Source organism: Paenibacillus borealis (assembly GCF_000758665.1).
Taxonomy (GTDB): domain Bacteria; phylum Bacillota; class Bacilli; order Paenibacillales; family Paenibacillaceae; genus Paenibacillus_AQ; species Paenibacillus_AQ borealis.
On the sequence record NZ_CP009285.1, the window covers coordinates 5,567,745 to 5,594,165 of the forward strand.

Genomic DNA, 26,421 nt, shown 5'->3' on the forward strand with positions numbered 1-26,421 from the left:
TTATTGATAACGCAGGAACAGGATGTTGTTCTCCAGATGCACATGCTCGAAGGTCATGCCTTCCAGCTCTTCAAGACGGGCATAAGTTAATCGGTAAGTCGTGCAGGCATGTGCTGGTGGTGTATAGTCATTGGTAACTCTGCGGAGTTCGCGCAGAATTTCACCCGCACCATCATGCTCGGCTTCCAGATTAGTCAGCAGTCCGCGCAGCTCAGACAGGCCTTCTTCACTCGGATTCTGTGTGTACGCCAGCATTTTAGGGAATTCTGACTCTTCTTCCTTCGCGGTATGCTGAAGCAGCTCTTCACGCAGCAGGTTGAACAGACGGTGCATCTCGCCCAGATGCGGAGAATCCTCGCCGTGAACGCGGAAGACTTTGGTTACATTCTGGCTGATTAACGGAAGCTCTTCACGCAGGTAGCGGTGATGCTTGTTCACAATATAATTCACCAGCTCTTCGGAAGAAGCCTCGTTCCAGGCTGTATCCTCTTCCAGCACCGGATGCTCCTCCTGCAGCTTATTCAGCTCCTGAACCATTGCTTCCGGATCAAGCCCCTTCTCGGCAGCAGCTTCAGCCAGCGGCTTCGCACCTCCACAGCAGAAATCAATCCGCTTAGACTTGAAATAATCCGCAGCCTTGGGAAACTGCAGGACAATGTCTCTGACCATTTCCTCAGAAGTGAAACCTGGTTGAATGTTTATATCTTTTAATTGATTGGACGCCATAGTGGCCCCTCCTCATGTTATGGGTTTAGGTTACTGTTGCTGATCACCTTTACACCTTAACACCGGCAGAAGGCCAGACTAGTGATTGTACGCACTGAATATAACAAATTTTAATGAACGAGAAGATTAGAAATCAAACGCAGTGTAAAGTATAGTGGACATAATGTTAAATATTAGAAGAAGGAACAACCGGGATGAGGTGTAAGCACTCATAACGGATTCCTAAGGAATCTTAATCATTCCCAAAGTGCTGCCGCATCCAGGGTTTCAGCATTATAATAGCAGCACCCCCTCACATCAAAAAACACCCCAAAAGAGGTGTTTCCCAAAGTAGTAACGATATGATTTCATTGAACAGTCGCCTGCATATAGGTCCGCTTGCCTTGCGCATCTTTCAGATAGGGGCCAAGCCCGGCGAACCGCGAATGGTCCACATACACCCCGGTCATCCATCTGCCTTCCGTCAGTCCGCCATTCCACTGCAGCACCAGATCCGGAGCAGCGATCCATTCCTGATAGACTCTGATATTCTTGTCTTTATATTCTTTGGCTTGTTTGTTCATTTCAATCAACGGGGTCTGCGTCAGATAGGTGGGCACGAAATATACAGAAATAAGCTCCAGATCATCTTCATTCAGAAAAGCCTCTTCTCCCAGGTATGGCTGAAGCAGCAGAGTATTTTCATACATCGACCAGATCACCGCCTGCAGCATCATGCTCTGACTAATACCGTTATGAAAGGTGAAGCGGCGCTGAGGGCCTGTGGTATCGCTATCCGCAGCCGCAACAGGCTCCAGACAATGCCGTTCACAGCCGATGCATTTCCAGCCGGACGGACTTTGAATCCATTTCTGAAACACGCTGCCGCTATCATTGTCTCCTTTATATAGAGAAGATATGATCTCATAGGGCACACCAATCCAAGCATCCCATAACGAGGCGGGCAGATGGCCATGAAGCATGAACAACACCTTGTCATAAATCAGCTGCACTCTAATTGAAGCGGCCTCCAGTTCAGCGACATCCTTTTTTCCATAGGCTATTTCCCGGGAAAACAAGGTGATGGTCATGATCCTCGCCTCCTAAAAGTTTTGTGAGCGTTACTTCATAAGAGTCCACTACGGCAAAACTTGCTTCGAAAGCATACGGCAGCAGCCTTATTCACAGGCTCTTGGGCTTTTCCTAGTTTTGTTAACGCTTCCACGCATCCGTAAGTTTAGTTTGTTCTATTATATTACACAGGTTTGGACACAGTGCAAGCTTTATTTAGCAGAACCGAAGCAAAAGCCCCTTAAACCGGAATCCGGCAAGGGGCTGTCATTAGGATAAAGAATCGTAAACTACTCAACCCAGCTCTCGGCCCAGGATTGAATTTGCTGCATGACCGGCTCAAGCGCCCGGCCTTTGACCGTTAATTCATACTCAATGCGCACCGGTGTTTCCGGGTATACATGACGTACCAGAATGCCTTCACATTCCAGATCCTTCATACGCTCGGACAGCATCTTATCGCTCATTGTCGGAATCAGTCCGGAAATATCCTTGAACCGCTTGGGGCCGCTCATCAATGTCTGAATAATAAGTCCATTCCAACGTTTGCCTAAAAACGAAAAGGCCGTCTCAAATCTCGGGCACATCGTCAGTTGATGTTCTTCCATTGTTTTTCACCTCTCACTTGTGAAGCTTACTATTAGTTAGTATATATAATTTTACCACATTTATTCTGTAATGAACATCGTTTACCAAAAAAAAGTTCATTAACCATAACTATTATATCTCCGTTGTCAATCGCTTGTGTCTGCTTTCTGCTCCCGCTGATGAATCGCTTCGGTTACTACGTAGGCGAGGTCGTCATTACTATACAGTGACAGCACACCGAGTACGGTATCATCGGAGATAAATCCGGCTTCTTCCTCAGATACAGTCAGTGCCAGCGCTCTGCTGAGCGCCTGATTACCCTCCTGCTGCGGATAAGCCTGCAAATAAAGGGCATGCGGGTCCAGCCTGTTATTCACACACCACTGGGCAAACACCAGAATCATCATTTCCTCATCCCGTTTGTAGCTCTCGATGATTCTCTCTTCCATTGACTTGCCGTAATCCTGATCCTCCATGTTGTTCTCCTCTCTGCTGCTAATCTGTTCTGTCAACGGCCGAGCTTCGCTGCCAGCTCATGGCTTGGCAGTACGGCTGAAGCGGAAATCCCGCATTGCTCCGGGGTCGCAATATTACTCAGGTAATGGCTGACGGCTCCGCTGAAACCTCTGCGCTCCAGTATAGTGTCCCAGCTGCCGAAATTCTGCGTGCGCGGCAGGGAACCCTGCTCATATAATGTCGCCCGTTCCATATCTGTCACTTCGACCGATCTGCCGCTTCCGTGCAGCTCCAGCTTCTCCAGATCAGCACCGGCATCGCGCACCATACTGTATATTCCGGTTGCTCCGCTCTTCCAGTCCAGCTGCCCCATTGACTGCAGCAATCTGTCTTCTGTATCTGTCTTCAGGCTGCTGTGAAGCAATTCATAATCGCCGCCGCACAGCCATAGCAGCAGATCCAGCATATGGATCAGATCATCATGAATGGTTTCATGGCTTGTACCCTGCTGCAGCTTCGTCCGGTGCTTGATTGCGCTGCATTGGCTAATGCCTCCGGCTTTCAGCAGCCAGGACTTGGCCGCCATATACATCGGAGCATAGCGGCGGTTGAAGCCAACCCCCAGCAGCAGTCCCTTGATCTCTGCGAGCTCAGCCATCCGCCGGGATTCTTCCAGATCATAAGACAGCGGCTTGTCCACATATACGGACACCCCATGCTCCAGGCAACGGGTAACAAGTTCATAATGTGTAGGTGTTGGACTATGCACGAATACAGCATCAAGATCCCAGGATAACAGCTCATTCAGGTCTGTTGTCCCTTTCTGAAGACGATAAGTCTGAACGGCCCGCTGTACCGTCGCAGATGAATGGCTGAGTACCCCTACAATTTCCGCCTGATCATGACGGGAGAGCAGCGGCAGATAGACTTTACGGGCAATATCACCGATGCCAATTAATGCCACTCTTTTGCGTACAGGTATATTCATTGAGGTATCTCCCTTAAATATTGGGGGATTTCTATCCCTTATAGGTGTATTATACCGTGACAAGCGGCGGGGACAATGATCTTTGCTTCAATAATCACTTTTTTTTCAGTATGATGAAATGTATGGAGTGAAGAAAGGGCATAGTAAAATGAGAAAATGGCTGACAGTAATTCTATATGTTTCGTGCATAATCCTCGCGTTTATCTACAGGTATGATATTCTGGCCTGGCTCAAAGAGGACCATAACCTGTTTCTGTCCATGCTTGCAGCCACTGTACTGGCCTTGTTTCCGGTACTTCCCTACAAGCTGATCATCGGCCTGTTCGGTTATGCGTATGGAAGTCTGGCAGGCGCTGTAATATGCTGGACCGCAACCACATTGGCTGCAGCAATCGTGTATGGTCTGGTTAAATATATGTTCCAGAGCAAATCCATGACTTATCTGAAGTCAATTTCAGCGCTGGATAAATTCACCGGTGCTGTGCAGCGGCGTCCGTTTGCCTCTGTAGTTCTCGCCCGGCTGGCACCTGTAATTCCGCAAATGGCCGTGAATATCTACGCAGGCGCTGCCGGACTGCCTTTCTGGAGTTATCTTGCCGCAACCGGTATTGGTAAAATCCCTGGAATTACCCTGTACGCCTTCCTTGGCGGCCAGATGTTCCAGCATCCTCGCAGCGCAGCCATTGCTGTAATTCTCTATGTCGCAGTGCTTGCAGCAGCCGGATTCACCTTGTGTCCACGGTCCGCTAAAATCTGAGGGGGACCCATCAAGCTGGCAGAGCGCAGCTATTTGATTTATAATAAATTGTGATCTATTTAATTGCATTCTATAGATGGAGGGATATTAATGAGTGAATTTCAATCTGATTCTATAAACGTCAAGACGGAAAAAGCAACGTTCGCCGGAGGGTGCTTCTGGTGTATGGTATCCCCGTTTGAAGAACTTCCCGGTATTGTCGAGGTAATCTCCGGCTATACAGGCGGTCATACCGTTAATCCGACTTACGAGGAAGTCTGCTCGGAAACGACCGGACATGTCGAGGCTGTGCAGATTACGTTTAATCCGGATATTTTTCCATATACCAAGCTGCTTGAGCTGTTCTGGCAGCAGATAGATCCTACCGATGCCGGAGGACAATTCCATGACCGCGGTACCTCCTACGGAACGGCGATCTTTACTCACTCCGAAGAGCAGCGGCAGCAGGCTGAAGCATCCAAGGCAGAACTGCAGGCCAGCGGACGTTTCTCAGCTCCTATTGTGACCCCTATTTTGCCGGCTAAGCCTTTCTATCCTGCCGAAGAATACCACCAGGGCTATCACCACAAGAATCCCGGCCATTACAAGCGTTACCGCAAGGGCTCCGGGCGGGAAGCTTTTATCGAGACCCACTGGACCCACAAGGAAGACAAAAAAAGCCTGAAGGAGCGCCTGACTCCGCTGCAGTATGAAGTTACGCAGAACAGCGCTACCGAGTCCCCTTTCCGCAACGAATTCTGGGATCATCACGGGGATGGCATATATGTGGATATTGTTTCCGGCGAACCCCTGTTCAGCTCACAGGATAAATTCGATTCCGACTGCGGCTGGCCGAGCTTCATGCGTCCGATCCGCGATTATGCGGTTAAGGAGAAAACTGACCTCAGCCATCTCATGATCCGCACCGAAGTGCGCAGCAAAACAGCCGATTCCCATCTCGGCCATGTCTTTAATGACGGTCCCGGTGCAAACGGACTGCGCTACTGCATCAATTCGGCGGCCTTGCGCTTTGTCCCCAAAGAAGATTTGGAGAAGGAAGGCTACGGCGAGTACCGCGTTCTTTTTCAGCATGCTTGATGCAGGGGATTAACGGCCGCCTCATCAACCCATAGTCAGTCATCGCTACAGCACAAAGCCTCCAGCCCGGTAAAAACGGGTTTGGAGGCTTTTTACATGCTTGTTGTTATTGCGCTTATAAAAACAAACTCATTCCGGGTGCCCCGGCAGGCCGTTCCCGGAATCCAAACTGACTGTAAAAGCCCGATTTCCCCTTAATCACTTCAAACTCTGAACCTGACCATTCAGCTGCTTATTTATTGTCTTTCTCAGTATCACTCTCTATTTCAGCTGGTGCGACAGGCGCCTCAACGTCACGGTTCAGCAGCTCACGGTTCTGCTCACGGTTGCCCTGACGTACCCGATTAAGGTGCTCCCGCTCCCGCCGCATATAGATTCTGCGGGCCCAGATCACGATGGCCACAACCACTGCAGCCACAATCAGCACCGGAAGCGCAGCCGCCAGCACTACTACAAGCCACTGGAACATCACAGATAATGCCTTCATGCTGCCCTGCAGCGCCTCCGAAGCCCGTTCACCCAGCGGCCCCTGTGTCTTCACCTGCGCGACGGCATTGCTCTCCTCTGTCTGATAGAGGCGAAGCTCCACAGTCGAGAAGGAGACGTTCTGGTCGATATAACGCATTCTGCCTTTGATCTGTTCGATTTGTTCTTGTATTGCACCAAGCTGGTTGGCAAATTGCACAAGATCTGCCGGTTTGGTCGCTTTTTTCATAAAATCGATATATTGCGTTTCCATCATCTGCTTAGCCTTGAGGCGTGACTCCAGATCCACGTATTCTTCCGAGACATCCTGCCCCTGAATACTTCTCTGCAGCTTCTCATGCTTGACCTTCTCCAGATTGTTCAGAAAAGAAGAAAAGCCCGATGCCGGCACCTTGAGGATGAAGGTTCCGCCCTGTTCGTATTCAGACATATTCTCTGAGAATTCAATGATATATCCGCCTGCCAGTGTAATCATATTCCGTACTTCGGTCTGTGCCGCCCCGTAATCGGCTACCTCCATGTTGAGGTTAGCCTTATAGATCAGCTTTTTGTTCAGCCCTGCCACCACATCGGTTCCCGTGAATCCGGCTGTAGCGTCTGCCGCCTGCTCTGCTCCCGGATTAGGGACTGCAGGATTCGCAGCGCCACCTTGTTGCACCGCATTCTGATCATTCACAGCCACCGTGGTGGTGGAGTTGAAGCTTTGCTCGGTCATTTCCTTCGCCGCCGGTACACTCGCAGCTGAGCCGTCTTCCACTGCCGCCGCTGATTCAGCATTCATCGCACTGTTTGCTGTATCCGCCGCCGAATTGGAATTGTTATTCCCCGCACCGCAGCCCGCCAGAACCACTGCCAAAACAATAAAACACAAAAAGTAATGCAGACCCCATTTTCGCATGTTCATTCCTCCAAAAGTATGATTGCGAAAGGCTGTTATATTTATAGAACTCTTCCGCGCTTATACCCTTTGACGTTCCAAAAGCTGGAAGGTTGCAGACAATTAGGAGGATGACAACCTTTTTTTGTGTTTTTTCCCATATCGGTAAAAATGCCAAACAGGACCACTCAGCAGTTGAATGATCCCGTTTGCGTAATAGCTCTTTATTTGTTACAATTGTAGTGTCTGAATTAGACAAAAAACACCAAATACCCTCAATTCACTAGGAATTAGGGTACGGTACTGTTCGGACAAGCTCCACCTTGCCGGACAGATCTATTCAATTGCTAACTGATTTATGATGCCAACTTACTATTAGAGGAGGTGAACCCTCATGGCAAAAGACGTATTGTGTGCAGTTAACTCCTGTACTTACTGGGCTGAAGAAAACAAATGCAAAGCTGAGTCCATCTTCGTTGCTTACCACAGCTCGAAAGAACCTACTCAGTCTGAAGAAACAGATTGCAAAACCTTCGAAAGCAAATAATGTCTGAAGAATATTGAAGGGACCCTCCACGGTTCCTTCTTTTCTTTCTCTCATTTTATCAAGAATGATAATTATTATCAAGTGTTTCTTGCGAAAAAATGAAAATAAATCACTATAACCAGAGTGGATTACCCTGGATATAGTGATTTATTTATGTCAGGCAGCTACCACAGATTAGCTAAAACGTTTACCGGCTGACTGCCCCGCTCTTCTCCCGTACAAGGACCGCCGCCTTCACCATATTACGCAGTGCGGCTGTGGTCTCTTCCCATCCGCGAGTCTTCAATCCGCAGTCCGGATTAATCCAGAACTGCTGCACATCCAGAGCGCGCAGCGCCCGCTCGATAGCTGAAGTCATCTCCTCAACAACCGGAACCCGCGGACTGTGGATATCATACACTCCGAGTCCGATGCCCTTGTCATATTCCTGCTCCTCGAAGCTGACGATCAGCTCCCCGTGGCTGCGGGAGGTCTCAATCGAGATGACATCGGCATCCATCGCCGAGATCGAACCGATCATGTCGTTGAATTCGCTATAGCACATATGCGTATGCACCTGGGTCGTATCCTTGACATGGTTCGTCGCGATCCGGAACGATTTCACGGCCCAGTTCAGGTAATGCTCATGATCTCCCGCCTTCAGCGGCAAGCCTTCGCGGATGGCCGGTTCATCGACCTGGATCATCTCAATGCCCGCCTCTTCCAGGGCTGTCACCTCATGGCGCAGCGCAAGTGCGATTTGCCCTGCGACGGCTTCACGGCTGAGATCATCGCGGACAAAGGACCAGTTCAGGATCGTGACCGGCCCCGTCAGCATCCCCTTGACCGGGAGCTTCGTCAGCGACTGGGCATACAAGCTTTCTTTGACCGTCATTGGCTGGATAAAAGCAACATCGGCATAGATAACGGGCGGCTTCACGCAGCGTGAGCCATACGATTGAACCCAGCCGCCCCCGGTGAAGAGATAACCGGCCAGCTTCTCTCCGAAGAATTCGACCATATCCGTCCGCTCGAACTCACCATGTACCAGCACATCCAGCCCTAGCTCCTCCTGAAGGGTGATGGCCTCAGCGATTTGACGCTTGATGAACCCGTCATAACGCTCCTGGGTCCATACCCCCTTGCGCCACTTCAGCCGGGCCTGGCGGACCTCAGCCGTCTGCGGGAAGCTTCCGATGGTGGTTGTCGGCAGCAGCGGCAGACGCCACTTCTCCTGCTGAACCTTCACCCGCTCTGCAAAAGGAAGACTGCGGTTGTCCGGCAGCTTCTCCAACGAGCGTACCTGCTCGGCTACATCCTCACGCCCGCGTTCCGGAAGGGCACGGAATACAGCCAGCACCTCACGGTTCGCGGCCAGCTCCGCTGCATAACGTTCAGTCCCCCCGTCTGCTGCTGCAGCAATAAGAACCAGCTCCGCAAGCTTTTCATTGGCGAAGGCTAATGCGTTCTTGACCGCCGGTTTCAGCTTGTCTTCCCCTTCCACTGTAACCGGCACATGCAGCAGGCTCGAGGCGGGCTGGAGGATCAGCTGCTCTTGAGGCACATATTTCTGCAGCCCGGCAACCAGCTCCAGCTTGGCATCTATATCCGAACGCCAGATATTGCGTCCGTCGATAATTCCGGCACCCAAGATCTTATCCTTCGGCCAGCCCAGACGGGCAATGGACTCCAGGTTCTTGCCCCCATCATGGATGAAATCCAGTCCAAGGCCTTGCACCGGCAATTCCAGCAATGCCTCCAGCGGCTCAGCTGCTTCGAAATACGTCTGCAGAATGACATAAAGTCCCGGTACTGAAGCGGCGATCTCTCCATAGATGGTCTTAAGCAATGCGATCTCCTCTGCCGTTAAGCCCGTTACAATTGCCGGCTCATCGATCTGTACCCAGGCCACTCCTTCCTGCTGCAGCTCCTGCAGCAGCTGCACGTATACCGGCAGGAAGCGGGCAGCGACAGCGGATATTTGGGCAGCCGGGAATCCCTTGGACAGCTTGAGGAAGGTATAGAGTCCTACTATAACAGGCTTGCCTTCTATGCCTGCCCGTTCTTTGGCGAAGCGGTAGGCAGCCAGCGGCTTATTCTCTGTCAGGACAGGTGTCAGGCTGCCAATCTCAGGAACGATGTAATGGTAGTTCGTATTGAACCATTTGGTCATCTCGCAGGCCGTAGCTCCCGCATTGCCGCGGGCCATGGAAAAATACAGGTCGAGCGGAATATCTCCGCCCTGATAACCATAGCGCGCCGGTACAATTCCGAACATCGCTGCTGTATCCAGCACATGATCATAGAAGGTGAAGTCGCCCACCGGAATCAGCTCTATGCCGGCCTGCTGCTGGGTCTGCAAATGCTGAAGCTGAATTTCTTCCATCTGCGAGCGGAAAGTCTGCTCATCTATTTTCCCGGCCCAGTAAGCTTCCAATGTCTTTTTCCATTCGCGGTTCTTGCCGATTCTCGGATAGCCGAGGCTGCTTGTCTTTATCCCTTTGCTCATTTATGTCCGCTCCTCTTGGGTTAAGTTAGGTGCTGCGTCCTTAATCTGCTGCCATCTTACTTCACATTTTCCGCGGTCCGCAACAGATTCCGGGGAGTTTGGCTATACAGATTCCTTATAACAAAATTAAATTCCCCCACAAACATAATTAAAGCCGCACTCTCCATTGAAGGAGGTGCGGCTGTGGCAACCGTGCTGACGGACTCAGAACCAGACCAGATAGACCACACCGGCGAGAATAATCCGGTAGATGGCGAAGGGCAGCAGCTTGATTCTGTTAATCAGCTTCAGGAAGAAGCGCATGGACAGAAGCGCGAAGAGGAAGGCGCTAATAAAGCCGGCGATGAAGAACGGCAGGGCATCCAGCGTGAAGTACTGCCAATTCTTCAGCAGTGAAATCAGGCTCGCTCCGGCCATAATCGGCACAGCCATGATGAAGGTGAAATCGGCAGCCGCGCGGTGGCTCATTCCCAGCAGCACGCCGCCGGAAATCGTCGAGCCGGACCGTGAGAACCCCGGCCAGAGGGAGACACACTGGATCAATCCGACCGATAGCGCCTGCCTATATGTAATCTGGTCAACACTCTCTGTTTTGATGGTTTTGGGTGCAAACCGGTCGGCACAGATCATAAATACAGCACCAACAACCAGTCCGATCAGCACTGTAGAAGTGGAAAACAGATGCTCATCAATGTAATCCTCGAACAGAAAACCGAATATCCCGGCCGGAATCAGGCCTACGATCACCTGGGCTAACTTCAGACGGCCTTCGGCAGGTGCCTGCGGCTGCCCCTCAGGCACCACCGTCAGTTCCTTGCGGCTGAATTTCTTCAGCCCGAGCAGATCGATGAACCGGTTACGGAAAATGATCACTACAGCAAGGATGGAGCCGAGCTGGATAACTACCTTGAACGTGTTCGCCGTATATTTTCCCAGAAATTCCTGCGATTTAAGCCACATATCATCCACGATGATCATATGGCCTGTTGAGGATACCGGAGCAAATTCAGTCAGTCCTTCTACAATTCCCAGTATTACTGCTTTGATAATAGTCAGAAGCTCCATGGTTATCCTCCTTTAGTTGATGAAAATTATCCCCGTGCCTTGCCGGTGTTCAGTCTTTTACGGTAGTACAGAAATCCGAGCAACAATAGTCCTGCGGCAATAATCGCGTATACGACACTGGAATAAGTGCCGATAATACCAGCAATATCTTCCCAGGATTCCCCCAGTGCGGCCCCCAGCAGAACCAGCAGCACATTCCAGCCCAGCGTTCCGATCGTTGTAAACAGCATGAATACGCCGAATTTCATACCGGACATCCCTGCGGGGATGGAGATCAGACTGCGTACCAGCGGAATCATCCGGCAGAAGAGCACGGTCCAGTAGCCGTATTTGTCAAACCAGGCGTCCGCCTTGCGGATATCCTTCCCGCTGATCCGCAGCAGGCCGCCCCAGCGGTCTACGATCCGCTCCAGTCTCTCCACATCCAGCATCCGTCCGATCCAGTACAGGATCACTGCACCCAGCAGCGAGCCGGCGGTCGATGCGACCAGCACACCGGGAATCGTCATGTCAGTCGTAGTGGTCATGAATCCGCCGAAGGGGAGAATGACCTCTGAGGGAATGGGCGGAAAAACATTCTCCAGCGCCAGCATCAGAAAGATGCCAAAGTATCCGAACTGCTCCATAAACTCCGTAATCCATGTTTGCATATGCGGGCCTCCTGTTTAGAGCAGATTTTTCTTGAGATTGCGTAAATAACGGCTGCGGATGAAGAAGAAATAGATTCCCTGGGCTGCCAGATAACCGGCCAGCACCGCCCCTGTCTCGGCTGCAATCGACAGATAGAACAGGCGCTGCAGGGCTATGAAAGCAAAGACACTGTGCAGAATGGCCAGCAGCACCGGAACGAAGAACATCAGGGCCAGCTGCTGGGTGACGCTGCGGTCTTGCTCCTGATCGGTGAAGCCCATTTTGGACAACGCAGAATACTGGAAGCGGTCATGCTCCAGATCCATGTACAGCCGGAAATACAGAAAGCTTCCTGCCGCGATGAAGAAGACGGTCCCCACCAGGAGGGAAGCAAACAGCATCGTACTGTACAGCGTCCGCTGAATCTCAAACAGTGTTCCGCTGACCACTACAGCATAATTTGCCTTATGCTCATAGGCGACCTTGCCGCCGTCCGCAAGACTTGAAGCAATGCCTAACGTCTGGGGGAAATCCTCCATGTAAAAGCCATAGTACATGTCCTGCTGGACCGGAACTATGGAGTTATAGAGACTGTCGCTGACCACCAGGCCGCTGAAATCCCCTCCGCCCCGCCCGTCCAGCTCCGGCAACAGATATTCGGCAACGGGCACATGCTGTGTGTAGCCAATTTCCCGGATATCTGTTCCCTGCTCCAGCGTATACGTGGCTCTGACACGCTCACTGATCAGGCTGCGGTCCCGCTGGGAACCGATCATCACCAGACCGTCGTTTCCCTCAAGCGGAGGTTCAGAGGAATCGAATCCGGCATATTGCAGAGCCAGCCTGTAGTCACTATACGCCATGAGCGGCAGCCGTTCGGTATGGTCCGGTCCGCTCTGTGAGGCCACATCGGCATATTTCACTGGGATCGACAAGGTATCATACGCTAGTCCCAACTGCTTCAGCTCTGACTCGATGCCGTCCAAATCCTGCCTTGCCGTGGAGCTGCCCGCTCCGCCTTTGGCGACGTAGCCTACGGCTGCGGGATAATCCAGCTTCAGCTCACGGGACAGGGTATGAATCGAAGCGAAAACGCCCACCGAAGTGAAGGATACCGCCGAGACGATCGTCACCATGAAGAACATCCGCCCGTTATCCTTCCAGCGGTAGGATAAGCCCGAGAAGGTAATAATCCGCATCCGCTGCCAATAGAAGCGCCGGAATCTTCTCAGCTGTTCCACCACGTATAGGCTTAGCTGTGTATAGAACAGGTAAGTGCCGACAACCGTGATAGCCACTACCGGGAACATCATCACCTCAACCGAGGTGGCTGTAGTCAGCACTGCCAGCACATAACCGCCAAGCAGCAGCAAGGCGGAGAGCAGCGCCTGCCAGCGGTGAACGCGCCGCTCTGCATCTCCTCTACGTCCCCCTTGGAACATTCCCCGCGGCGACTCATTGCCGATAAAGACGAAGGTACACAGCGAGATCAGCACGAACAGCAGTGCAAAGCTGATAATGGTCAGCACAGGTGCCTGCCAGCTGAAATAAAACTCCAGCGGAGGGATGCCGAGAAAGGCGGAGCCGATCATCAGGAACAGCTTGCCGAGCAGCATCCCGAGCAGTGTGCCGGTGAAGATGGCCGAGCCGCCAATCAGCATATTTTCCAGGAAAACCATCTTGTTGAGCTGCTGCTTGGTCATGCCATGCATCAGCAGGATCCCGAACTCCAGCTTGCGGGACTGCAGGAAGGAGCCCACTGATACCAGGACGAACAGAGAGCAGAATACATAGATGATTCCTTCCGCCATCATCATTGTCTTGGCTGCGGTATCCAGAATCAGATCTCCTGAAATAACCGGATGAAAGATAAACAACGCGCACAGGAAGAAAATCATCACCGAAAAAGCACTGCTGACGAAGTAGGCGGCATACTTGCGCTTGCTCCGGGTTACATTCCTATAGGCGAATTGCCGAAAGGTCATGGCCCGCTCCCCCCAGCAGTGACAGCATGTCGATAATATTCTGGAAGAATGCGGCTCTGCTGCTGCCCCGGTACATCTCACTGTAGAAACGTCCGTCTTTGATAAAAATCACCCGGTGGCAAAAGCTGGCCGCCACCGCGTCATGCGTAACCATCAGCACTGTCGCTCCTTCGGCTTCATTCACTTCAGCCAGCAGCCCCATCACCTCTTCCGATGCCTTGGAATCCAGGCTGCCGGTAGGTTCATCCGCCAGAATCAGTGAAGGGCGGTGGATCATCGCCCGGGCAATCGCTACCCGCTGCATCTGGCCGCCGGAGATTTCATAGGTGCGTTTGTGCAGCAGCTCAGCAATATCCAGCCTGGAGGCTACTTCAGCCAGCCGCTTCTCCATTTCCGCAACGGAACTCCCGCTTAACGTCAGCGGCAGTACTACATTCTCTTCCACCGTAAGTGTGTCGAGGAGATTGAAATGCTGGAACACAAATCCCAGCTCCTTGCGGCGGAACAGCGCCTTCTCTTTGCGCGCCAGCAGATTCGGATCCCTGCCGCTGATCATCACCTGGCCCGAGGTGGGTTCATCAATCGTGGCGATGACATTCAGCAGCGTGGTTTTGCCGCTGCCGGACGGGCCCATAATTCCGACGAATTCCCCCTTCTCCACAGCGAACCGGATATGGTTCAGCGCGTGAATCGATACCTTGCCTTCATATATTTTGGATAAATTGTGTACGTCTAATAGTGGCAAGGGCTACCGCTCCTCTTTCACCTGGATTGCTTACATTATACAAACTGTAAACTCGTGCTGCTATTTCTGAAACTTACAGCTTCCTTACAGTATTGTAAGCACAGTTATAGTTGACAGTTGACAGTGCAGAAGTAAAAGCTTATATTTAGATGCATGAGCATGCATTTAAATTATCGGGAGCTGATTTTGTAACCTGATCATCTTCTGCCGCATGCCAATTCCAGATTGAACGAAGGAGCGCGACGAATAATGAAGGATCTGTTTACCCCCTATGAGCTTAAGAGCCTGAAGCTGAAGAACCGGGTAGTTATGCCGCCCATGTGCCAGTATTCGGTCACCAATAAAGATGGAATCGCTACAGACTGGCATTATAACCATTATGTGAGCCGTGCAGTCGGCGGTGCCGGACTGATTATTATAGAGATGGCTGATGTTGACCCGGATGGCCGTATCACCGACTATGATCTTGGACTCTGGTCTGATGAACAGATTCCTGCTCTGGCTCGTATCGTAGAGGCCAGCCACGCCTACGGTGCCAAAGTGGGGATTCAGGTCGCCCATGCCGGACGCAAGGCCGAGGATGCTGTGCTTCCTGTCTCCTCTTCCGCTATTCCTTTTGACGACAAGTCCACTACTCCGCATGCCTTGACTACGGAAGAAGTGAAAGCTATGGTGGGCAAATTCAAGCTTGGAGTGCAGCGGGCTGTCCAGGCCGGCTTCGATGTCATTGAGCTGCATGGTGCCCACGGCTATCTGATTCACCAGTTCCACTCGCCGCTGACCAACCAGAGAACGGATGAGTACGGACAGGACCGGACGCTGTTCGGCCGGGAAGTGATTGCTGCCGCGAAGAGTGTAATGCCTGAGGATATGCCGCTGATCATGCGCATTTCCGCGCAGGAATATGTTGAAGGCGGCTATGGCATCACCGAGAGCCTGGAAATCAGCAGAGCTTATAAGGAAGCCGGAGCTGATATCTTCCACATTAGCGCAGGCGGTGAAGGTCCGATTGCTGCCGCCGGCAGACCGGGCACACATGCAGCCTATCAGGTACCGCTGGCCAGAGCTATCAAGCAGGAGCTGAATGTACCGGTAATTGCCGTCGGCCGGCTGGATGAAGCGGTACTCGCCAATGCGGTCATCGGCAATGAAGAGGCTGATCTCGTAGCGGTTGGACGGGGCATGCTGAGAAACCCTTACTGGACGCTGGAAGCGGGTGTAGTGCTCGGCAAAGACGCGGGCGTTCCCAAGCAGTATGAGTTCGGTTTTCCCCGGGCCGCCAAATAATTCAGCATTCTCTGAGATGTCCTTCTCTTCTTCCAGATGATATACTAAAGTGAAATATATATTCATGAATGGCATGCACCGGGAGGATTGAAGACATGAAGAACACCCCTGCAAATGACCTGATAACCAGCTGGTTGTCACTCTCTCATATACAAATGAATGTTGCCGCTGCACTTGAAGCGAAGCTGACAGAGAACTATCAGTTATCGCTCAAGGAGTTCTACGTCCTGCTGTTTCTGTCCGAGGCACCTGAGAAGAAGCTGAAGCTGCAGCAGCTTGAGTCCATGGTCGGGCTGAGCCAGAGCGCTGTATCCCGGCTGGTCAGCCGGTTCGAAGCCAAAGGGTGCGGCGCGCTGGAGCGCAAGGTCTGTGACGATGACCGCAGAAGCATCTATACCTCTTTGACTGACATCGGTCAGAATAAGGTGGACCGTGCACAGGTGACCGTAAAAGAAGTGCTACAGGAGGCCTTTCCTATAGCCGATACGCAGCAGTTGCTGGAACAGCTTGTACAGCTGAAGCAGCAATAGACCCGGGCAGAGAGCCTGCCGGGTGAAGTGAACCCGGGCGTCCCTTATAAGGGCGCCCGGGTTTTTTGATATGAACCGAACCTCACCCGCCCCCTGTGCATACAACGTACTAAACGAAGAATAGAGGGTGCACGCATGTTATTCACGGTAATGCAGCTGATTGGCGGTATCATTCTCTCTGTAGGCTGGATTCCACAAATTCTGCAAATTATCAAGACCCGGTCTGTCACAGACCTTAGCTTGAAATCCTACCTGCTGATGCTTCTGGGCATTGCCTTGATGGAGGCCTATGCGGTTAATCTGGCCGCCCACGGGGTTGGGCTTGCTTTTCTGATCACCAATTCCCTGTCGATGGCGGTTGTGACCACGGTCGTCCTCCTGATTATCCGCTACCGGGCAAGCAGTAAATAGGCAGCACCGCCGCCCCCTGTGTCAAAAAACAATCCGCACTGTCGTCCCCTTGCCCACCTCAGAGGTTATCTCCACCTCATGCTCCAGCTTGCCGCAGATCTGCTTCACCAGATACAGGCCCATGCCGGTGGATTCCTGAAAGCTGCGCCCGTTGACGCCGGTAAAATAAGGATCGAATACCCGCGGCAGGTCACCCGGAGGGATGCCCACGCCTTCATCGCGCACCTCCAGCACAGCCCTGCCCTGCTCCTGGAGATACCCGTGGAAATGCACAAACTTCCCCTCCTCCACTGTATAGCGCAGGGCATTGGTTATCAGCTGGGTCAGTACGAATGACAGCCATTTCTCGTCCGAGGTAATTGAAATACCGCTCTCCACGGAAATAACCGGAAACACCCGCTTGCGGATGAACAGCCGCTTCTGCTCCGACGTTACACTCCGCACCACTGCACCAAGGTCCAGACGCTCCACGTAGAAATCATGCTCGAAAGTATCCAGCCGGGCGGTGTAAAGTACAGTTTCCAGCCCTTTCTTCAGCCGGTCCAGCTCATCGCCGATAGCTGTGAACGGAGAGCCGTCCTTATCCTGAATAATCAGATGGATTACTGAGAGCGGCGTCTTCATGCCATGCACCCACTGGTTGATGAAGTGGATATGCTCCTCCAGTTTATGGCGGTAATTGTGCAGGTCGTTCTGGTACAGCCGGAACTGCTGTGCCAGCAGCATGCGCAGACTCGCGGCCAGCGGCGTGTTCTGCGCCGGCCCGCCGGAATCCTCCAGCGACGCCGGTACCGTCATAAGCCGCTCATAGAATGTACGGTTTGCGAGATAGCGGTAGGCAAGATAACCCAGCAGCAGAATCGTACTGAGCAGCGCCGCATACAGGCTCACCGTGACTCCGCTGCCCCCGTCCAGCCGGTAGACCAGCGTGATCATCATAAGCTGAGCCAGATAGACTATGATCAAAGGCGTCTGTTCCCGCATGAACAGCTTCATGTTACCCCTCCTCCCAATTCCCGGTGAGCCTGTATCCTTGACCGCGCACCGTCTGCAGTCCCTCCATAATACCCAGAGCAGCAAGCTTCTTGCGCACCCGGGTCACATAGACGTTAAGCGTATTGTCATCCACAAAAGCTTCGGTATCCCAAATCTTCTCCAGCAGCCGGTCCCGCGTAACAATGGTACCGGATTTCTGCATCAGTTCATCGAGAATCTTGGCCTCGGTATGGCTGAGATCGATTCTGTCTCCACCCCGCGTGAGAATCAGGCGTTCTACATCCAGCATCAGTCCCGAAACTGTGAGGCTGCGTTCAGTGCCGCCCCCGGCGTAGGAGCCGTAGGCGCGGCGCAGATGACTTTTGATTTTGGCCATAGCAATCTCGTAATCAAAAGGTTTCGTAATATAATCATCCGCTCCATTCTCCAGCGCCATGACCTGATCCATCTTCCCGTCGCGTGCGGAGATGAACAGAATGGGACAAGTCGAGACCGAGCGGATCTGGCGGCACCAATAATATCCGTCGAATTTGGGCAGGTTCACATCCAGCAGCACCAGCTGCGGGGCAAACGCCTCGAACTCGGTCCGTACTGCTTCAAAATCATGCACCGCCCGTGTTTCGTATCCAAACTTATGTAAGTAGTCCTGGAGCAGGGTTACCAGTCCCTTGTCATCCTCAATAATAAATATTTTGAACATCGTAGCCCTCCGGTTGCCGCCTTAATAGTCTAAGGGGTTTGCCCCATAATATATACAGTACCTGCCTTTCAGTCAAATCTGCGGTATACTTTCCGGGAAGCCTGTATGCAGATGCAATTCCTGTTCCGAGAAATCACGGGCTCAAAATCCGTTACGGAGGTACGCCAGATGAAGCAAAACAAATATGATGAGGCCAGTTTTTTTGAAAATTACAGCCTGATGCCCCGCTCCACAGGCGGGCTTGAGGCTGCCGGAGAATGGGGGACCTTCCGCACGCTGCTGCCTGACCTGCAGGGTCAGCGGGTACTGGATCTGGGCTGCGGCTTCGGCTGGCACTGCCGGTATGCCCGTGAGCAGGGGGCTGTCTCTGTCGTGGGCATCGATCTTTCTGCGAATATGCTGGAGCGGGCCAGGGCAATGACCCGCGATCCGAAGATTGAATACCTCCAGCTGGCAATTGAAGATGCCGCTTTCGGTGCGGATGAATTTGATACAGTCATCAGTTCACTTGCCATTCACTATGTAGAGGATTTCGCCAGCCTCTGCCGCCAGGTCTACTATTGCCTGAAGCCTGGCGGAGCCTTCGTGTTCTCGGTCGAGCATCCCATCTTCACCGCGCTCGCCGCGCAGGATTGGCATTACAGCCCTGAAGGCGGGAAGCAGCATTGGCCTGTTGACAATTATCATCTCGAAGGGCCGAGGCAGGCTAGTTTCCTCGATCATGAAGTCACCAAATACCACCGTAATGCCGCCACCTACATTAATACGCTGATCGAATGCGGCTTCAGCCTGACCCGGATCTCCGAGCTGCAGCCGACTGCGGATATGCTGGAGAACAATGCCGCCTGGCAGGAGGAAACCCGCCGCCCGATGTTCCTGCTGCTGTCTGCGGTGAAGAATTAGCCGGTATAGCATTCGAGAAACAATGTTGCGGGGTCTTCATAACTCATCAGCATGTGAGGAGGACTGAAATTCCGCTATTTGTGCAAATCTGGTGATTTCACGGGGCAAGCGGACTCAGATTCCGTTATGGGTGCGGTTATCCCTCATTTTGAGCTAAAAAGAGCAAGATAACGGAATCTCAGTCCGTTTCAGCCGTAAAAGAAGGCTTATTCGCGAAATAGGGGAATCTCAGTCCGCTTCCCTCAACAGACCAAACAGCCGCCTCCCGGGAATCCGGTGAGGCGGCGGCTGCACATACCGGAGAACCTGGCGAGGTTGCGGCTGCATTCCAGGAAATCCGGCGAGGCGGCCAATTGTTACGGTTGAATTTGAAATGCCTGCTTATTTCATTACCGCTCTATTTACTTGCCGTCCAGCAGATTGCCCAGACCGCCGAGGATGCTGCCCTCTTCCTTGCGCCCGGAAGGTCCGGCTGCGGACAGAATCCGGTCCGCCATCCGGCTGAACGGCAGTGACTGTACCCATACCTTGCCCGGTCCGCGCAGGGTGGCGAAGAACAGGCCTTCGCCGCCGAAGAGCGCAGTTTTCACACCTTTGACCATCTCGATATTATAATCTACCGAGGAGGTCATCGCGACGAGACAGCCGGTATCGAGCTTGATGGTCTCTCCAGGCAGCAGCGTCCGCTCCAGCACATGACCTCCGGAGTGAACGAAGGAGAGTCCGTCTCCTTCGAGCTTTTGCATGATGAAGCCCTCACCGCCGAAGAAGCCCGCCCCCAGCCTGCGCTGGAATTCAATGCCGATCGACACGCCCTTGGCTGCGCAGAGGAAGGAATCCTTCTGGCAGATGATTTTACCGCCGTATTGCTGAAGATCCAGCGGGATAATTTTGCCCGGGTACGGGGCGGCAAAGGTTACACTCTTCCGTCCATAACCCCCGCTGTGCGTGAAGACGGTCATGAACAGGCTCTCCCCGGTCAGCAGCCGTTTGCCTGCTCCCTTCAGCATGCCCATCAGCCCGCCGCCGCCCCGCGAGCTCCCGCTTCCGTCACCAAAGATCGTCTCCATCGTAATCTCCGGGTCCATCATCATGAAGCTGCCCGCTTCGGCAATCACGCTCTCCCCCGGGTCCAGCTGCACCTCAACACATTGAATTTCCTCACCCATAATCGCATAGTCAATTTCGTGAGCACTCATTCCTTACATCCTCCTTTTACATTCTGGGCATAGCATGTCCTTGAGGCCTTGCAGATTGAATGAAATATATACGCGCGTTCCCGTCTGGCGGTTTCAGTACCCTGGGTGGCAATGTCCGAACTATAACAAAGACGAAAAAGCACCCCAATACCGAAATCCAATTAACGGAATGATCATATGCAAAATTATTGCAGATATTACAACTTCAATTCACTAATACCGGGTATGCAGACGGATTGTTGTATGAAATACAAGAATTGTCTCATTAATCGGCTTGGAGGGGGCAGAATGCTGCATTTCATACAACAATATCCGGTTTACGGTCAATATAACAGGCGGAATGTTGTATTCTGTGCAGGATTTCTCAAAAAAAAAGACCAGCCGGACTTAAGTCCGCTGACCTTTAATCATCCCCGTATACGGGGTTCACATTGCATTGTTCATTACCGTGCCATCCTGCGGCTTGCCCAGTGCGGGCTGAATCTTCGGAGCTTTGGCCAGCTTCGGTCTGCCCAGAGAGGTTGTAAAAGTAATCACATAACCGGCCACAACTACAGCCATCACTGTGTACAACGTTTCTCTTAACGGCATATAGAAGAGGGACAATGCCAGAACAATTACATCCATCAGGATAAATACGGTTCCTACCTTAATTCCTTTCCATTCACTAATCAATAGCGACAAAATATCGTCACCGCCGCTTGCCCCGCCACCTCGCAGGACCATTCCCGCTCCTAGACCTGTCAGTACACCGGACAACAGCGCCGCGAGCGGCAAGTTATCCTGCAGATCAATAACCCATCCGGAATAGCGTTCCATAAGTCCGTAGAATACCGTGAAGGCCACTACAGAAATGAAGGTGTTCACAACGAACGATTTTCCTTTGAAGATGATTGCAATTAAGAGCACTGGAATGTCTAAGATCAGGATCGATAGTGATGGTGAAATCCCTAGTACATATTTGCCGAGCAGCGATAATCCTACAAATCCGCCTTCGGTCAAATGGTTCTGATAATTAATGTGATAATACGTAAATGCAAGCAATAGTGTTCCGGACAAAATAACAGCTAGTCGGAGCGGCAAACTCATGCCACTGTCTTGTTTCCTCATTACTCGGTCTCCCCTTATCGTTTATGGCGGCTAGACGTCCCACCAGCCTCTACGACGGGTTAAACCGGAGGTGTTGCTCCTTCGCATACAATACTCCCTTCCCTCGTAGAGGTGGCGTTTGTCAATTAATAACGGTTCGCGCACATTCTACAGGGAAGCTAAGTATAAGACAGATCATAACGTTTCCAAATCGTCCTTTGGGGAATCGTCCTTCGGGGACACATGGTATCCTGATCCTTTCTTTAGTTTGATATGTTCTGAATAGATTATACCACGCGGAAGGGGCAGTCTAAACAGTTTCCATTAAAAATAAGCAATCAGCCCTGATTCCGCAACAAACGGTTGACCGTTTCCCGGCGTACACCAATTAATTGCCCGATCTCTTCCTGTGTCAGCAGGTCTGTCAGCTGTGCGCCATGTGAGTATTCGTTCAGCCAGCGGGTAAGCAGCGCCATCCGCTCCCCGGGCGTTCCGACTGTAAGATGGTCGAGCCGTGTCTGCATAAACCGCACCTTCTCCTGGAGCAGAAGGGCGATCTCCATCACCTTCTCAGGGTCCTCCCGCAGCTCACGGTACCATTCCGCAGCGGGAATGAGCTCGACCTCGCTTTTCATCATGGCCACCGCTGTTCCATGCGCCTCCTTCGGCGAAATGAGGGAATGATGGGGAACTGTCTCACCCGGATACAGCAGGTTGAACAGCACCATGTTCCCGTTCTCATGCAGTCTTGTCACCTTAAACAGTCCGCTCTTCACCCGGTACAGGTTCTGGCCGCCGTCGCCCTGACGAAACAAGACTTCCCCTCTGTGCAGAATCATTTCGCATTCTCCTTTGCCTTCTCTTATATATATTTTTAATTATACCGAAATACAACAAAAAAATGGAGCGTGCAGACAAAGAAACCGTCCGAAAGCAGAATGCTGCTCTGCTCCCGGACGGTTCAGGATAGAAATGATTAAGTTACTTAACCGCAAGCGGCTTCTTCCAGAGGCCCAGCATCAGCCCGGAAATGACGGAGCCGATCAGGACGGCCAGCAGGAACAGCAGCGCGTTGCTGGATAAGAAGGCTACGAACACGCCTCCATGCGGCGCAGGGACATTGATATTCCACAGCTGGGTAAGTCCGCCGGCTACGGCTGAACCCACGATACAGGAAGTGAGTACACGCAGCGGATCTGCAGCAGCGAAGGGAATCGCCCCTTCCGTTATGAATGACAAGCCCAGCACGTAGTTGGTCAAACCGGACTTACGTTCGGTATCCGAGAATTTATGCTTGAAGAACGTAGTGGCCAGGGCGATTGCCAGCGGAGGCACCATCCCTCCGGCCATAACAGCGGCCATCATCAGCCCGTTCGTATTCCCGCTTGAAGTGAATACGCCGATAGCAAAAGTGTATGCCGCTTTATTGAATGGACCGCCCATATCGATGGCCATCATACCGCCAAGCACCAATCCCAACAGTACTTTGTTGCCTGTACCCAGATGGTTAAGTGCATCAATCATACCTTCATTGATCCAGCTGAAGACCGGATTGAACAGATAGAACATGACTGCGCCGGTAATAAGCAAACTGAATACCGGATACAGGAGAATCGGTTTCAGACCGTCAAGGGTACGCGGCAGACCAGAGAATGCTTTGCGGAGCATAATAACGACATAACCGGCCAGGAATCCGGCAGCCAGGCCGCCGAGGAAGCCCGCATTGGCATTCAGGGCCATGATCCCGCCGACCATACCAGGCATGAGTGCCGGGCGGTCGCCGATGCTAAGTGCGATAAAGCCGGCAAGAATCGGAATCAGGAAGTGGAACGCCCCGTCTCCGCCGCCGATCGTCTGCAGCAGCTTCACCAGCGGGTTATCGACACTGGCTACCTGCTCGATAAGGAATGATATCGCCAGCAGGATCCCGCCGCCGACTACGAACGGCAGCATATGGGATATCCCGTTCATCAGATCCTTGTAGATCTTGCTTCCAATCGTACCGGACTTCGCTGATGCTGCACCAGCCTCGTTACGGCCGGAGCTGTGGTAGATTGGCGCATTGCCTTGGACCGCGATGCGGATCAATTCCTCTGACTTGCGGATTCCATCGCTTACCGGACGCTGAAGGACTGGCTTGCCGTTGAAGCGGTCCATCTCCACGTTCTTGTCAGCAGCGATAATAACACCGCTCGCCCGGGCAATTTCATCCGCAGTCAGCACATTCTGCGCACCTTCCGAGCCGTTGGTTTCGACACGGATGTTAACCCCCATCTCCTTGGCTTTCTTCTTCAGGGCATCCTCAGCCATAAAGGTATGAGCGATTCCAGTAGGACATGCGGTCACAGCAACAACAAAGCTCTGCGAATCCGGGTTCCCGGTGATCATGCGTGCAGGTTCTGCAGCCTGCGGTGCTGCCTTCTTGAGAGCCTCTTTCTCTGCTGCCGCCTTAGCTTCCGCTTCTGCCTTAGCTTCGGCCTCAGCTTGCTTGGCATCAAACAAGCGGGTTACTTCAGCAGGAGTCTTGGCACCCATAAGCTGTTCGATGAATTCGCTTTCAATGAGCAGCCTTGATAACGCAGCCAGTGTGCGCAGGTGCATATTTCCAGCTCCGTCCGGCGCTGCAATCATGAAGAATAAATGCGCCGGCGCTTCATCCAGTGAGGTAAAATCGAGTCCGGCACTGCTCTTGGCGAATACAACCGTCGCTTCCTTCACGGCTTTGGTCTTGGCATGAGGCATCGCGATGCCTCCGCCGATTCCTGTGCTGGACTGGGCTTCACGGTCCAGAATCTTTTCTTTGAACAGCTTCACGTCATTAATGCGTCCGCTGGCCGCGAGGCTGGCAATCAGTTCGTCGATCGCCGCTTCCTTCGTCGTAGCCTGCAGCTCCATAATCATAGTTTCCTGTATCATCAAATCTGTAATTTTCATTAATCTCAACTCCCCGGTTTACTTAAAATCTTTCGTTATGTTGTTTACAGCTGGGAAATTACAACGAGCGGCCGAAGCTGTTCTATCTTCTGTCTGTCCGCCAGATCGTCAGAGAATGCCGTTGCGCTTCCTGAGGCGACGCCGGCACGGAAAGCCTCCAGCACATCTCCTCCGGTAAGCGACAAGGTCCCCACAAACCCGGCGATCATGGAATCTCCTGCGCCTACTGAATTTCTCACCCGGCCCGCAGGCGCAGCGGCATGGTAAACACCTTGCTCCGAAATAAACAATGCGCCTTCACCGGCCATCGATACCAGCACATGCCTGGCGCCGCCCTCCAGCAGCTTGCGTCCGTAGGTGATAATCTCCTCCCTGGTGCTGATCTGAGTGCCGAACAGCTCTGCCAGCTCATGATGATTCGGTTTGACAAGCAGCGGTCCGTGAGCCAGCGCGTCTGTAAGCGCCTGCCCTGTTGTATCAATTACAAACTCCGCCCCCTTCTGCTTGCATACCGCAATCAGCCTGCTATAGAAATCTCCGCCAAGCGACGGTGGAGTACTTCCTGACAGAATAACAATATCGCCCTGCTTCAGGGCATCCAGCTTGCGCAGCAGAGAAGCTGTCTCGGACTCCGCAATCTCCGGTCCGGCTCCGTTAATTTCTGTCTCTTCCCCGGCCTTAAGCTTGATATTGATCCGGGTATCATCGGCTATATGAACGAAATCACTTGCGATCTTCTCCTGGCCCAGCCACTGTTCAATATATCCCCCTGTAAAACCGCCCAGAAAACCGGTCGCGGTATTCTCTACCCCCAGCTGCTTCAGCACACGGGATACATTGATTCCCTTCCCTCCTGGCAGCTTCATATCCCGTTTCATCCGGTTTAACCCGCCTATAGTAAACTCTTCAACCTCCACGATATAATCGACGGAAGGATTAAGCGTCACGGTATAAATCATCATTCATCCCTCATTTATCATGTTTGTCTTCTTATCACATTCACACTATCGTATAATCAACGTCCATCTTCTCCAGCTCCCGGCGGAAGTTATCCGGCGTATCCGTATCGAGAATGCAGTGATCCATCTCCTGCAGATCAGCCACTTTGCAGAACGAGATTTGCCCGATCTTGCTATGGTCTGCGAGCAGGATGGTCTGCTTCGCGACAGAGATCATTTTGCGCTTGGTTGCGGCTTCCAGCATATTCGGAGTCGTGATGCCCTCTCTTATATCCAGCCCGTTAGTCCCAAGAAATGCTTTGTCTACCCGTACCATATCCAGTGAGCGTTCTGTCATCGGTCCGACAAAAGCCATCGTGTCCGGCCGCAGCATTCCGCCTGTAATCGAAACTTCGATATGGCGGCTGTCCTTCAGCTCATTAAGCGCCATAATCGAGTTGGTGATGACTTTGAGATTGCGGAACGATTTCAGCGCCCGGGCAATCTGCAAAGTAGTCGTGCCCCCGTCCAGAAGAATAGCATCGCCTTCCTCAATCATCTCCACGGCTTTGCGGGCAATCCGCAGCTTCTCATCAAGGAACCGGTCTTCCTTATCCGGAACAGCCGCTTCAAAGTTTACACTCTGAAGGGACACTGCCCCACCGTGTGTACGTTTCAATAAACGGGCTTCCTCAAGCTCCTTGAGATCGCGGCGGACCGTTGATTCTGAGACGGACAGCTCCTGGGATAGCTCCTGAACCGATGCTCTTGTATGGTTCTCAATAAACTGCAGAATACTCAGCTTCCGTTCTTCTTCAAACATGCGCTTCACTCCTCGGACTTGCAGCACCTGCTGCCGGATACCTTTTATACACAATCGTCTATTTGCGTTCGGGATTATTGTTAATTAAATTCGAATAAAAACTCAATCGTGACTGATATTGATCATTTATGCTCATTTATGATTGT

The 26,421-nt window shown here is 52.2% G+C and carries 26 protein-coding genes; 7 read left to right on the forward strand and 19 right to left on the reverse strand.

Features of this window, described 5'->3' with window-relative positions; genetic code table 11:
• From ric to PBOR_RS23915, 5 genes are all read right to left on the reverse strand, one after another.
• Window positions 1-726: an iron-sulfur cluster repair di-iron protein gene (gene ric, locus PBOR_RS23895; RefSeq protein WP_099052489.1), complete on the reverse strand. Its 726-nt coding sequence runs from the start codon at window positions 724-726 to the stop codon at window positions 1-3.
• A gap of 347 nt (window positions 727-1,073) precedes the next feature.
• The gene (locus PBOR_RS35675; protein WP_052429618.1) at window positions 1,074-1,796 is read right to left on the reverse strand and encodes a hypothetical protein; all 723 of its coding nucleotides are present in this window, start codon (window positions 1,794-1,796) and stop codon (window positions 1,074-1,076) included.
• Between the two features lie 270 nt (window positions 1,797-2,066).
• Window positions 2,067-2,384 carry a winged helix-turn-helix transcriptional regulator gene (locus tag PBOR_RS23905; RefSeq protein WP_042216031.1) on the reverse strand — a complete coding sequence of 106 codons (318 nt, stop codon included), beginning with the start codon at window positions 2,382-2,384 and terminating at the stop codon, window positions 2,067-2,069.
• Between the two features lie 126 nt (window positions 2,385-2,510).
• Entirely contained in the window at window positions 2,511-2,840 is a 330-nt protein-coding gene (locus tag PBOR_RS23910; protein ID WP_042216033.1) for a protein YxiS, read from the reverse strand.
• A 32-nt stretch (window positions 2,841-2,872) separates the two neighbouring features.
• Window positions 2,873-3,808, reverse strand: coding sequence for a Gfo/Idh/MocA family protein (locus tag PBOR_RS23915; RefSeq protein ID WP_042216035.1), 936 nt, complete (start codon window positions 3,806-3,808; stop codon window positions 2,873-2,875).
• A 148-nt stretch (window positions 3,809-3,956) separates the two neighbouring features.
• On the opposite strand from PBOR_RS23915, the gene PBOR_RS23920 reads away from it, so the two are divergent.
• Window positions 3,957-4,565, forward strand: coding sequence for a TVP38/TMEM64 family protein (locus PBOR_RS23920; protein ID WP_042216037.1), 609 nt, complete (start codon window positions 3,957-3,959; stop codon window positions 4,563-4,565).
• A 90-nt stretch (window positions 4,566-4,655) separates the two neighbouring features.
• Window positions 4,656-5,642 (forward strand): peptide-methionine (S)-S-oxide reductase MsrA, encoded by a 987-nt coding sequence (gene msrA, locus PBOR_RS23925; protein WP_042216039.1) that lies wholly within the window; start codon window positions 4,656-4,658, stop codon window positions 5,640-5,642.
• Window positions 5,643-5,874: 232 nt separating this feature from the next.
• Here msrA and PBOR_RS35100 read toward each other — a convergent pair whose 3' ends face one another.
• Window positions 5,875-7,026, reverse strand: coding sequence for a DUF4349 domain-containing protein (locus PBOR_RS35100; protein WP_047171603.1), 1,152 nt, complete (start codon window positions 7,024-7,026; stop codon window positions 5,875-5,877).
• 373 nt (window positions 7,027-7,399) lie between these two features.
• On the opposite strand from PBOR_RS35100, the gene PBOR_RS36395 reads away from it, so the two are divergent.
• Window positions 7,400-7,552, forward strand: coding sequence for a DUF1540 domain-containing protein (locus tag PBOR_RS36395; RefSeq protein WP_081972158.1), 153 nt, complete (start codon window positions 7,400-7,402; stop codon window positions 7,550-7,552).
• Between the two features lie 187 nt (window positions 7,553-7,739).
• On the opposite strand, the gene metE is transcribed toward PBOR_RS36395, so the two are convergent.
• The 5 genes from metE to PBOR_RS23955 form a co-directional block, all read right to left on the reverse strand.
• Window positions 7,740-10,040: a 5-methyltetrahydropteroyltriglutamate--homocysteine S-methyltransferase gene (metE, locus tag PBOR_RS23935; protein WP_042216041.1), complete on the reverse strand. Its 2,301-nt coding sequence runs from the start codon at window positions 10,038-10,040 to the stop codon at window positions 7,740-7,742.
• Window positions 10,041-10,244: 204 nt separating this feature from the next.
• Window positions 10,245-11,105: an undecaprenyl-diphosphate phosphatase gene (locus PBOR_RS23940; RefSeq protein ID WP_042216043.1), complete on the reverse strand. Its 861-nt coding sequence runs from the start codon at window positions 11,103-11,105 to the stop codon at window positions 10,245-10,247.
• Window positions 11,106-11,131: 26 nt separating this feature from the next.
• On the reverse strand, window positions 11,132-11,755 hold the full coding sequence (locus PBOR_RS23945; RefSeq protein WP_042216045.1) for a DedA family protein: 624 nt from the start codon (window positions 11,753-11,755) through the stop codon (window positions 11,132-11,134).
• 15 nt (window positions 11,756-11,770) lie between these two features.
• Window positions 11,771-13,720, reverse strand: coding sequence for an FtsX-like permease family protein (locus PBOR_RS23950; RefSeq protein ID WP_042216047.1), 1,950 nt, complete (start codon window positions 13,718-13,720; stop codon window positions 11,771-11,773).
• Window positions 13,695-14,465 (reverse strand): ABC transporter ATP-binding protein, encoded by a 771-nt coding sequence (locus PBOR_RS23955; RefSeq protein WP_042216049.1) that lies wholly within the window; start codon window positions 14,463-14,465, stop codon window positions 13,695-13,697. The genes PBOR_RS23950 and PBOR_RS23955 overlap by 26 nt, the downstream gene beginning before the upstream one ends.
• A gap of 249 nt (window positions 14,466-14,714) precedes the next feature.
• Here PBOR_RS23955 and PBOR_RS23960 point away from each other — a divergent pair, with 249 nt between their 5' ends.
• The 3 genes from PBOR_RS23960 (at window position 14,715) to PBOR_RS23970 (ending at window position 16,693) form a co-directional block, all read left to right on the forward strand.
• Window positions 14,715-15,752: an NADH:flavin oxidoreductase/NADH oxidase gene (locus PBOR_RS23960; RefSeq protein ID WP_042216051.1), complete on the forward strand. Its 1,038-nt coding sequence runs from the start codon at window positions 14,715-14,717 to the stop codon at window positions 15,750-15,752.
• Between the two features lie 95 nt (window positions 15,753-15,847).
• A complete protein-coding gene (locus PBOR_RS23965) occupies window positions 15,848-16,282 on the forward strand; it encodes a MarR family winged helix-turn-helix transcriptional regulator (RefSeq protein WP_042216053.1) in 435 nt (144 codons plus the stop codon).
• Between the two features lie 135 nt (window positions 16,283-16,417).
• Window positions 16,418-16,693, forward strand: coding sequence for a PQ-loop domain-containing transporter (locus tag PBOR_RS23970; protein ID WP_042216054.1), 276 nt, complete (start codon window positions 16,418-16,420; stop codon window positions 16,691-16,693).
• Window positions 16,694-16,714: 21 nt separating this feature from the next.
• On the opposite strand, the gene PBOR_RS23975 is transcribed toward PBOR_RS23970, so the two are convergent.
• Together PBOR_RS23975 and PBOR_RS23980 are read right to left on the reverse strand one after the other, a co-directional pair.
• Complete coding sequence (locus PBOR_RS23975; protein WP_042216056.1) at window positions 16,715-17,689, reverse strand: sensor histidine kinase; 975 nt, start codon at window positions 17,687-17,689, stop codon at window positions 16,715-16,717.
• Window position 17,690: 1 nt separating this feature from the next.
• Window positions 17,691-18,389 (reverse strand): response regulator transcription factor, encoded by a 699-nt coding sequence (locus PBOR_RS23980; RefSeq protein WP_042216058.1) that lies wholly within the window; start codon window positions 18,387-18,389, stop codon window positions 17,691-17,693.
• Between the two features lie 168 nt (window positions 18,390-18,557).
• On the opposite strand from PBOR_RS23980, the gene PBOR_RS23985 reads away from it, so the two are divergent.
• Window positions 18,558-19,292 carry a class I SAM-dependent methyltransferase gene (locus tag PBOR_RS23985; protein ID WP_042219847.1) on the forward strand — a complete coding sequence of 245 codons (735 nt, stop codon included), beginning with the start codon at window positions 18,558-18,560 and terminating at the stop codon, window positions 19,290-19,292.
• A gap of 401 nt (window positions 19,293-19,693) precedes the next feature.
• On the opposite strand, the gene PBOR_RS23990 is transcribed toward PBOR_RS23985, so the two are convergent.
• The 6 genes from PBOR_RS23990 to PBOR_RS24015 form a co-directional block, all read right to left on the reverse strand.
• On the reverse strand, window positions 19,694-20,491 hold the full coding sequence (locus PBOR_RS23990) for a TIGR00266 family protein (protein ID WP_042216060.1): 798 nt from the start codon (window positions 20,489-20,491) through the stop codon (window positions 19,694-19,696).
• Window positions 20,492-20,917: 426 nt separating this feature from the next.
• Complete coding sequence (locus PBOR_RS23995; RefSeq protein ID WP_042216062.1) at window positions 20,918-21,601, reverse strand: YitT family protein; 684 nt, start codon at window positions 21,599-21,601, stop codon at window positions 20,918-20,920.
• A gap of 317 nt (window positions 21,602-21,918) precedes the next feature.
• Window positions 21,919-22,419: a Crp/Fnr family transcriptional regulator gene (locus PBOR_RS24000; protein WP_042216064.1), complete on the reverse strand. Its 501-nt coding sequence runs from the start codon at window positions 22,417-22,419 to the stop codon at window positions 21,919-21,921.
• A 142-nt stretch (window positions 22,420-22,561) separates the two neighbouring features.
• Window positions 22,562-24,514: a PTS fructose transporter subunit IIABC gene (locus PBOR_RS24005; RefSeq protein ID WP_042216065.1), complete on the reverse strand. Its 1,953-nt coding sequence runs from the start codon at window positions 24,512-24,514 to the stop codon at window positions 22,562-22,564.
• Between the two features lie 44 nt (window positions 24,515-24,558).
• Window positions 24,559-25,473: a 1-phosphofructokinase gene (pfkB, locus tag PBOR_RS24010; RefSeq protein WP_042216067.1), complete on the reverse strand. Its 915-nt coding sequence runs from the start codon at window positions 25,471-25,473 to the stop codon at window positions 24,559-24,561.
• Window positions 25,474-25,513: 40 nt separating this feature from the next.
• On the reverse strand, window positions 25,514-26,275 hold the full coding sequence (locus tag PBOR_RS24015) for a DeoR/GlpR family DNA-binding transcription regulator (RefSeq protein WP_174479829.1): 762 nt from the start codon (window positions 26,273-26,275) through the stop codon (window positions 25,514-25,516).
• Window positions 26,276-26,421 lie beyond the last annotated feature (146 nt).

Coding starts and splice junctions, on each gene's coding strand:
- PBOR_RS35100 (WP_047171603.1), bottom strand. CDS start 7,026: ATGCGAAAATGGGGTCTGCATTACTTTTTGTGTTTTATTGTTTTGGCA.
- PBOR_RS23910 (WP_042216033.1), bottom strand. CDS start 2,840: ATGGAGGATCAGGATTACGGCAAGTCAATGGAAGAGAGAATCATCGAG.
- PBOR_RS24000 (WP_042216064.1), bottom strand. CDS start 22,419: ATGATTCTGCACAGAGGGGAAGTCTTGTTTCGTCAGGGCGACGGCGGC.
- PBOR_RS23965 (WP_042216053.1), top strand. CDS start 15,848: ATGAAGAACACCCCTGCAAATGACCTGATAACCAGCTGGTTGTCACTC.
- PBOR_RS23945 (WP_042216045.1), bottom strand. CDS start 11,755: ATGCAAACATGGATTACGGAGTTTATGGAGCAGTTCGGATACTTTGGC.
- ric (WP_099052489.1), bottom strand. CDS start 726: ATGGCGTCCAATCAATTAAAAGATATAAACATTCAACCAGGTTTCACT.
- pfkB (WP_042216067.1), bottom strand. CDS start 25,473: ATGATTTATACCGTGACGCTTAATCCTTCCGTCGATTATATCGTGGAG.
- PBOR_RS23990 (WP_042216060.1), bottom strand. CDS start 20,491: ATGAGTGCTCACGAAATTGACTATGCGATTATGGGTGAGGAAATTCAA.
- PBOR_RS23995 (WP_042216062.1), bottom strand. CDS start 21,601: ATGAGGAAACAAGACAGTGGCATGAGTTTGCCGCTCCGACTAGCTGTT.
- PBOR_RS36395 (WP_081972158.1), top strand. CDS start 7,400: ATGGCAAAAGACGTATTGTGTGCAGTTAACTCCTGTACTTACTGGGCT.
- PBOR_RS24015 (WP_174479829.1), bottom strand. CDS start 26,275: ATGTTTGAAGAAGAACGGAAGCTGAGTATTCTGCAGTTTATTGAGAAC.
- PBOR_RS23950 (WP_042216047.1), bottom strand. CDS start 13,720: ATGACCTTTCGGCAATTCGCCTATAGGAATGTAACCCGGAGCAAGCGC.
- PBOR_RS23915 (WP_042216035.1), bottom strand. CDS start 3,808: ATGAATATACCTGTACGCAAAAGAGTGGCATTAATTGGCATCGGTGAT.
- PBOR_RS23975 (WP_042216056.1), bottom strand. CDS start 17,689: ATGAAGCTGTTCATGCGGGAACAGACGCCTTTGATCATAGTCTATCTG.
- PBOR_RS23905 (WP_042216031.1), bottom strand. CDS start 2,384: ATGGAAGAACATCAACTGACGATGTGCCCGAGATTTGAGACGGCCTTT.
- PBOR_RS23920 (WP_042216037.1), top strand. CDS start 3,957: ATGAGAAAATGGCTGACAGTAATTCTATATGTTTCGTGCATAATCCTC.
- PBOR_RS23980 (WP_042216058.1), bottom strand. CDS start 18,389: ATGTTCAAAATATTTATTATTGAGGATGACAAGGGACTGGTAACCCTG.
- PBOR_RS23960 (WP_042216051.1), top strand. CDS start 14,715: ATGAAGGATCTGTTTACCCCCTATGAGCTTAAGAGCCTGAAGCTGAAG.
- PBOR_RS23970 (WP_042216054.1), top strand. CDS start 16,418: ATGTTATTCACGGTAATGCAGCTGATTGGCGGTATCATTCTCTCTGTA.
- metE (WP_042216041.1), bottom strand. CDS start 10,040: ATGAGCAAAGGGATAAAGACAAGCAGCCTCGGCTATCCGAGAATCGGC.
- PBOR_RS35675 (WP_052429618.1), bottom strand. CDS start 1,796: ATGACCATCACCTTGTTTTCCCGGGAAATAGCCTATGGAAAAAAGGAT.
- PBOR_RS24005 (WP_042216065.1), bottom strand. CDS start 24,514: ATGAAAATTACAGATTTGATGATACAGGAAACTATGATTATGGAGCTG.
- PBOR_RS23985 (WP_042219847.1), top strand. CDS start 18,558: ATGAAGCAAAACAAATATGATGAGGCCAGTTTTTTTGAAAATTACAGC.
- msrA (WP_042216039.1), top strand. CDS start 4,656: ATGAGTGAATTTCAATCTGATTCTATAAACGTCAAGACGGAAAAAGCA.
- PBOR_RS23940 (WP_042216043.1), bottom strand. CDS start 11,105: ATGGAGCTTCTGACTATTATCAAAGCAGTAATACTGGGAATTGTAGAA.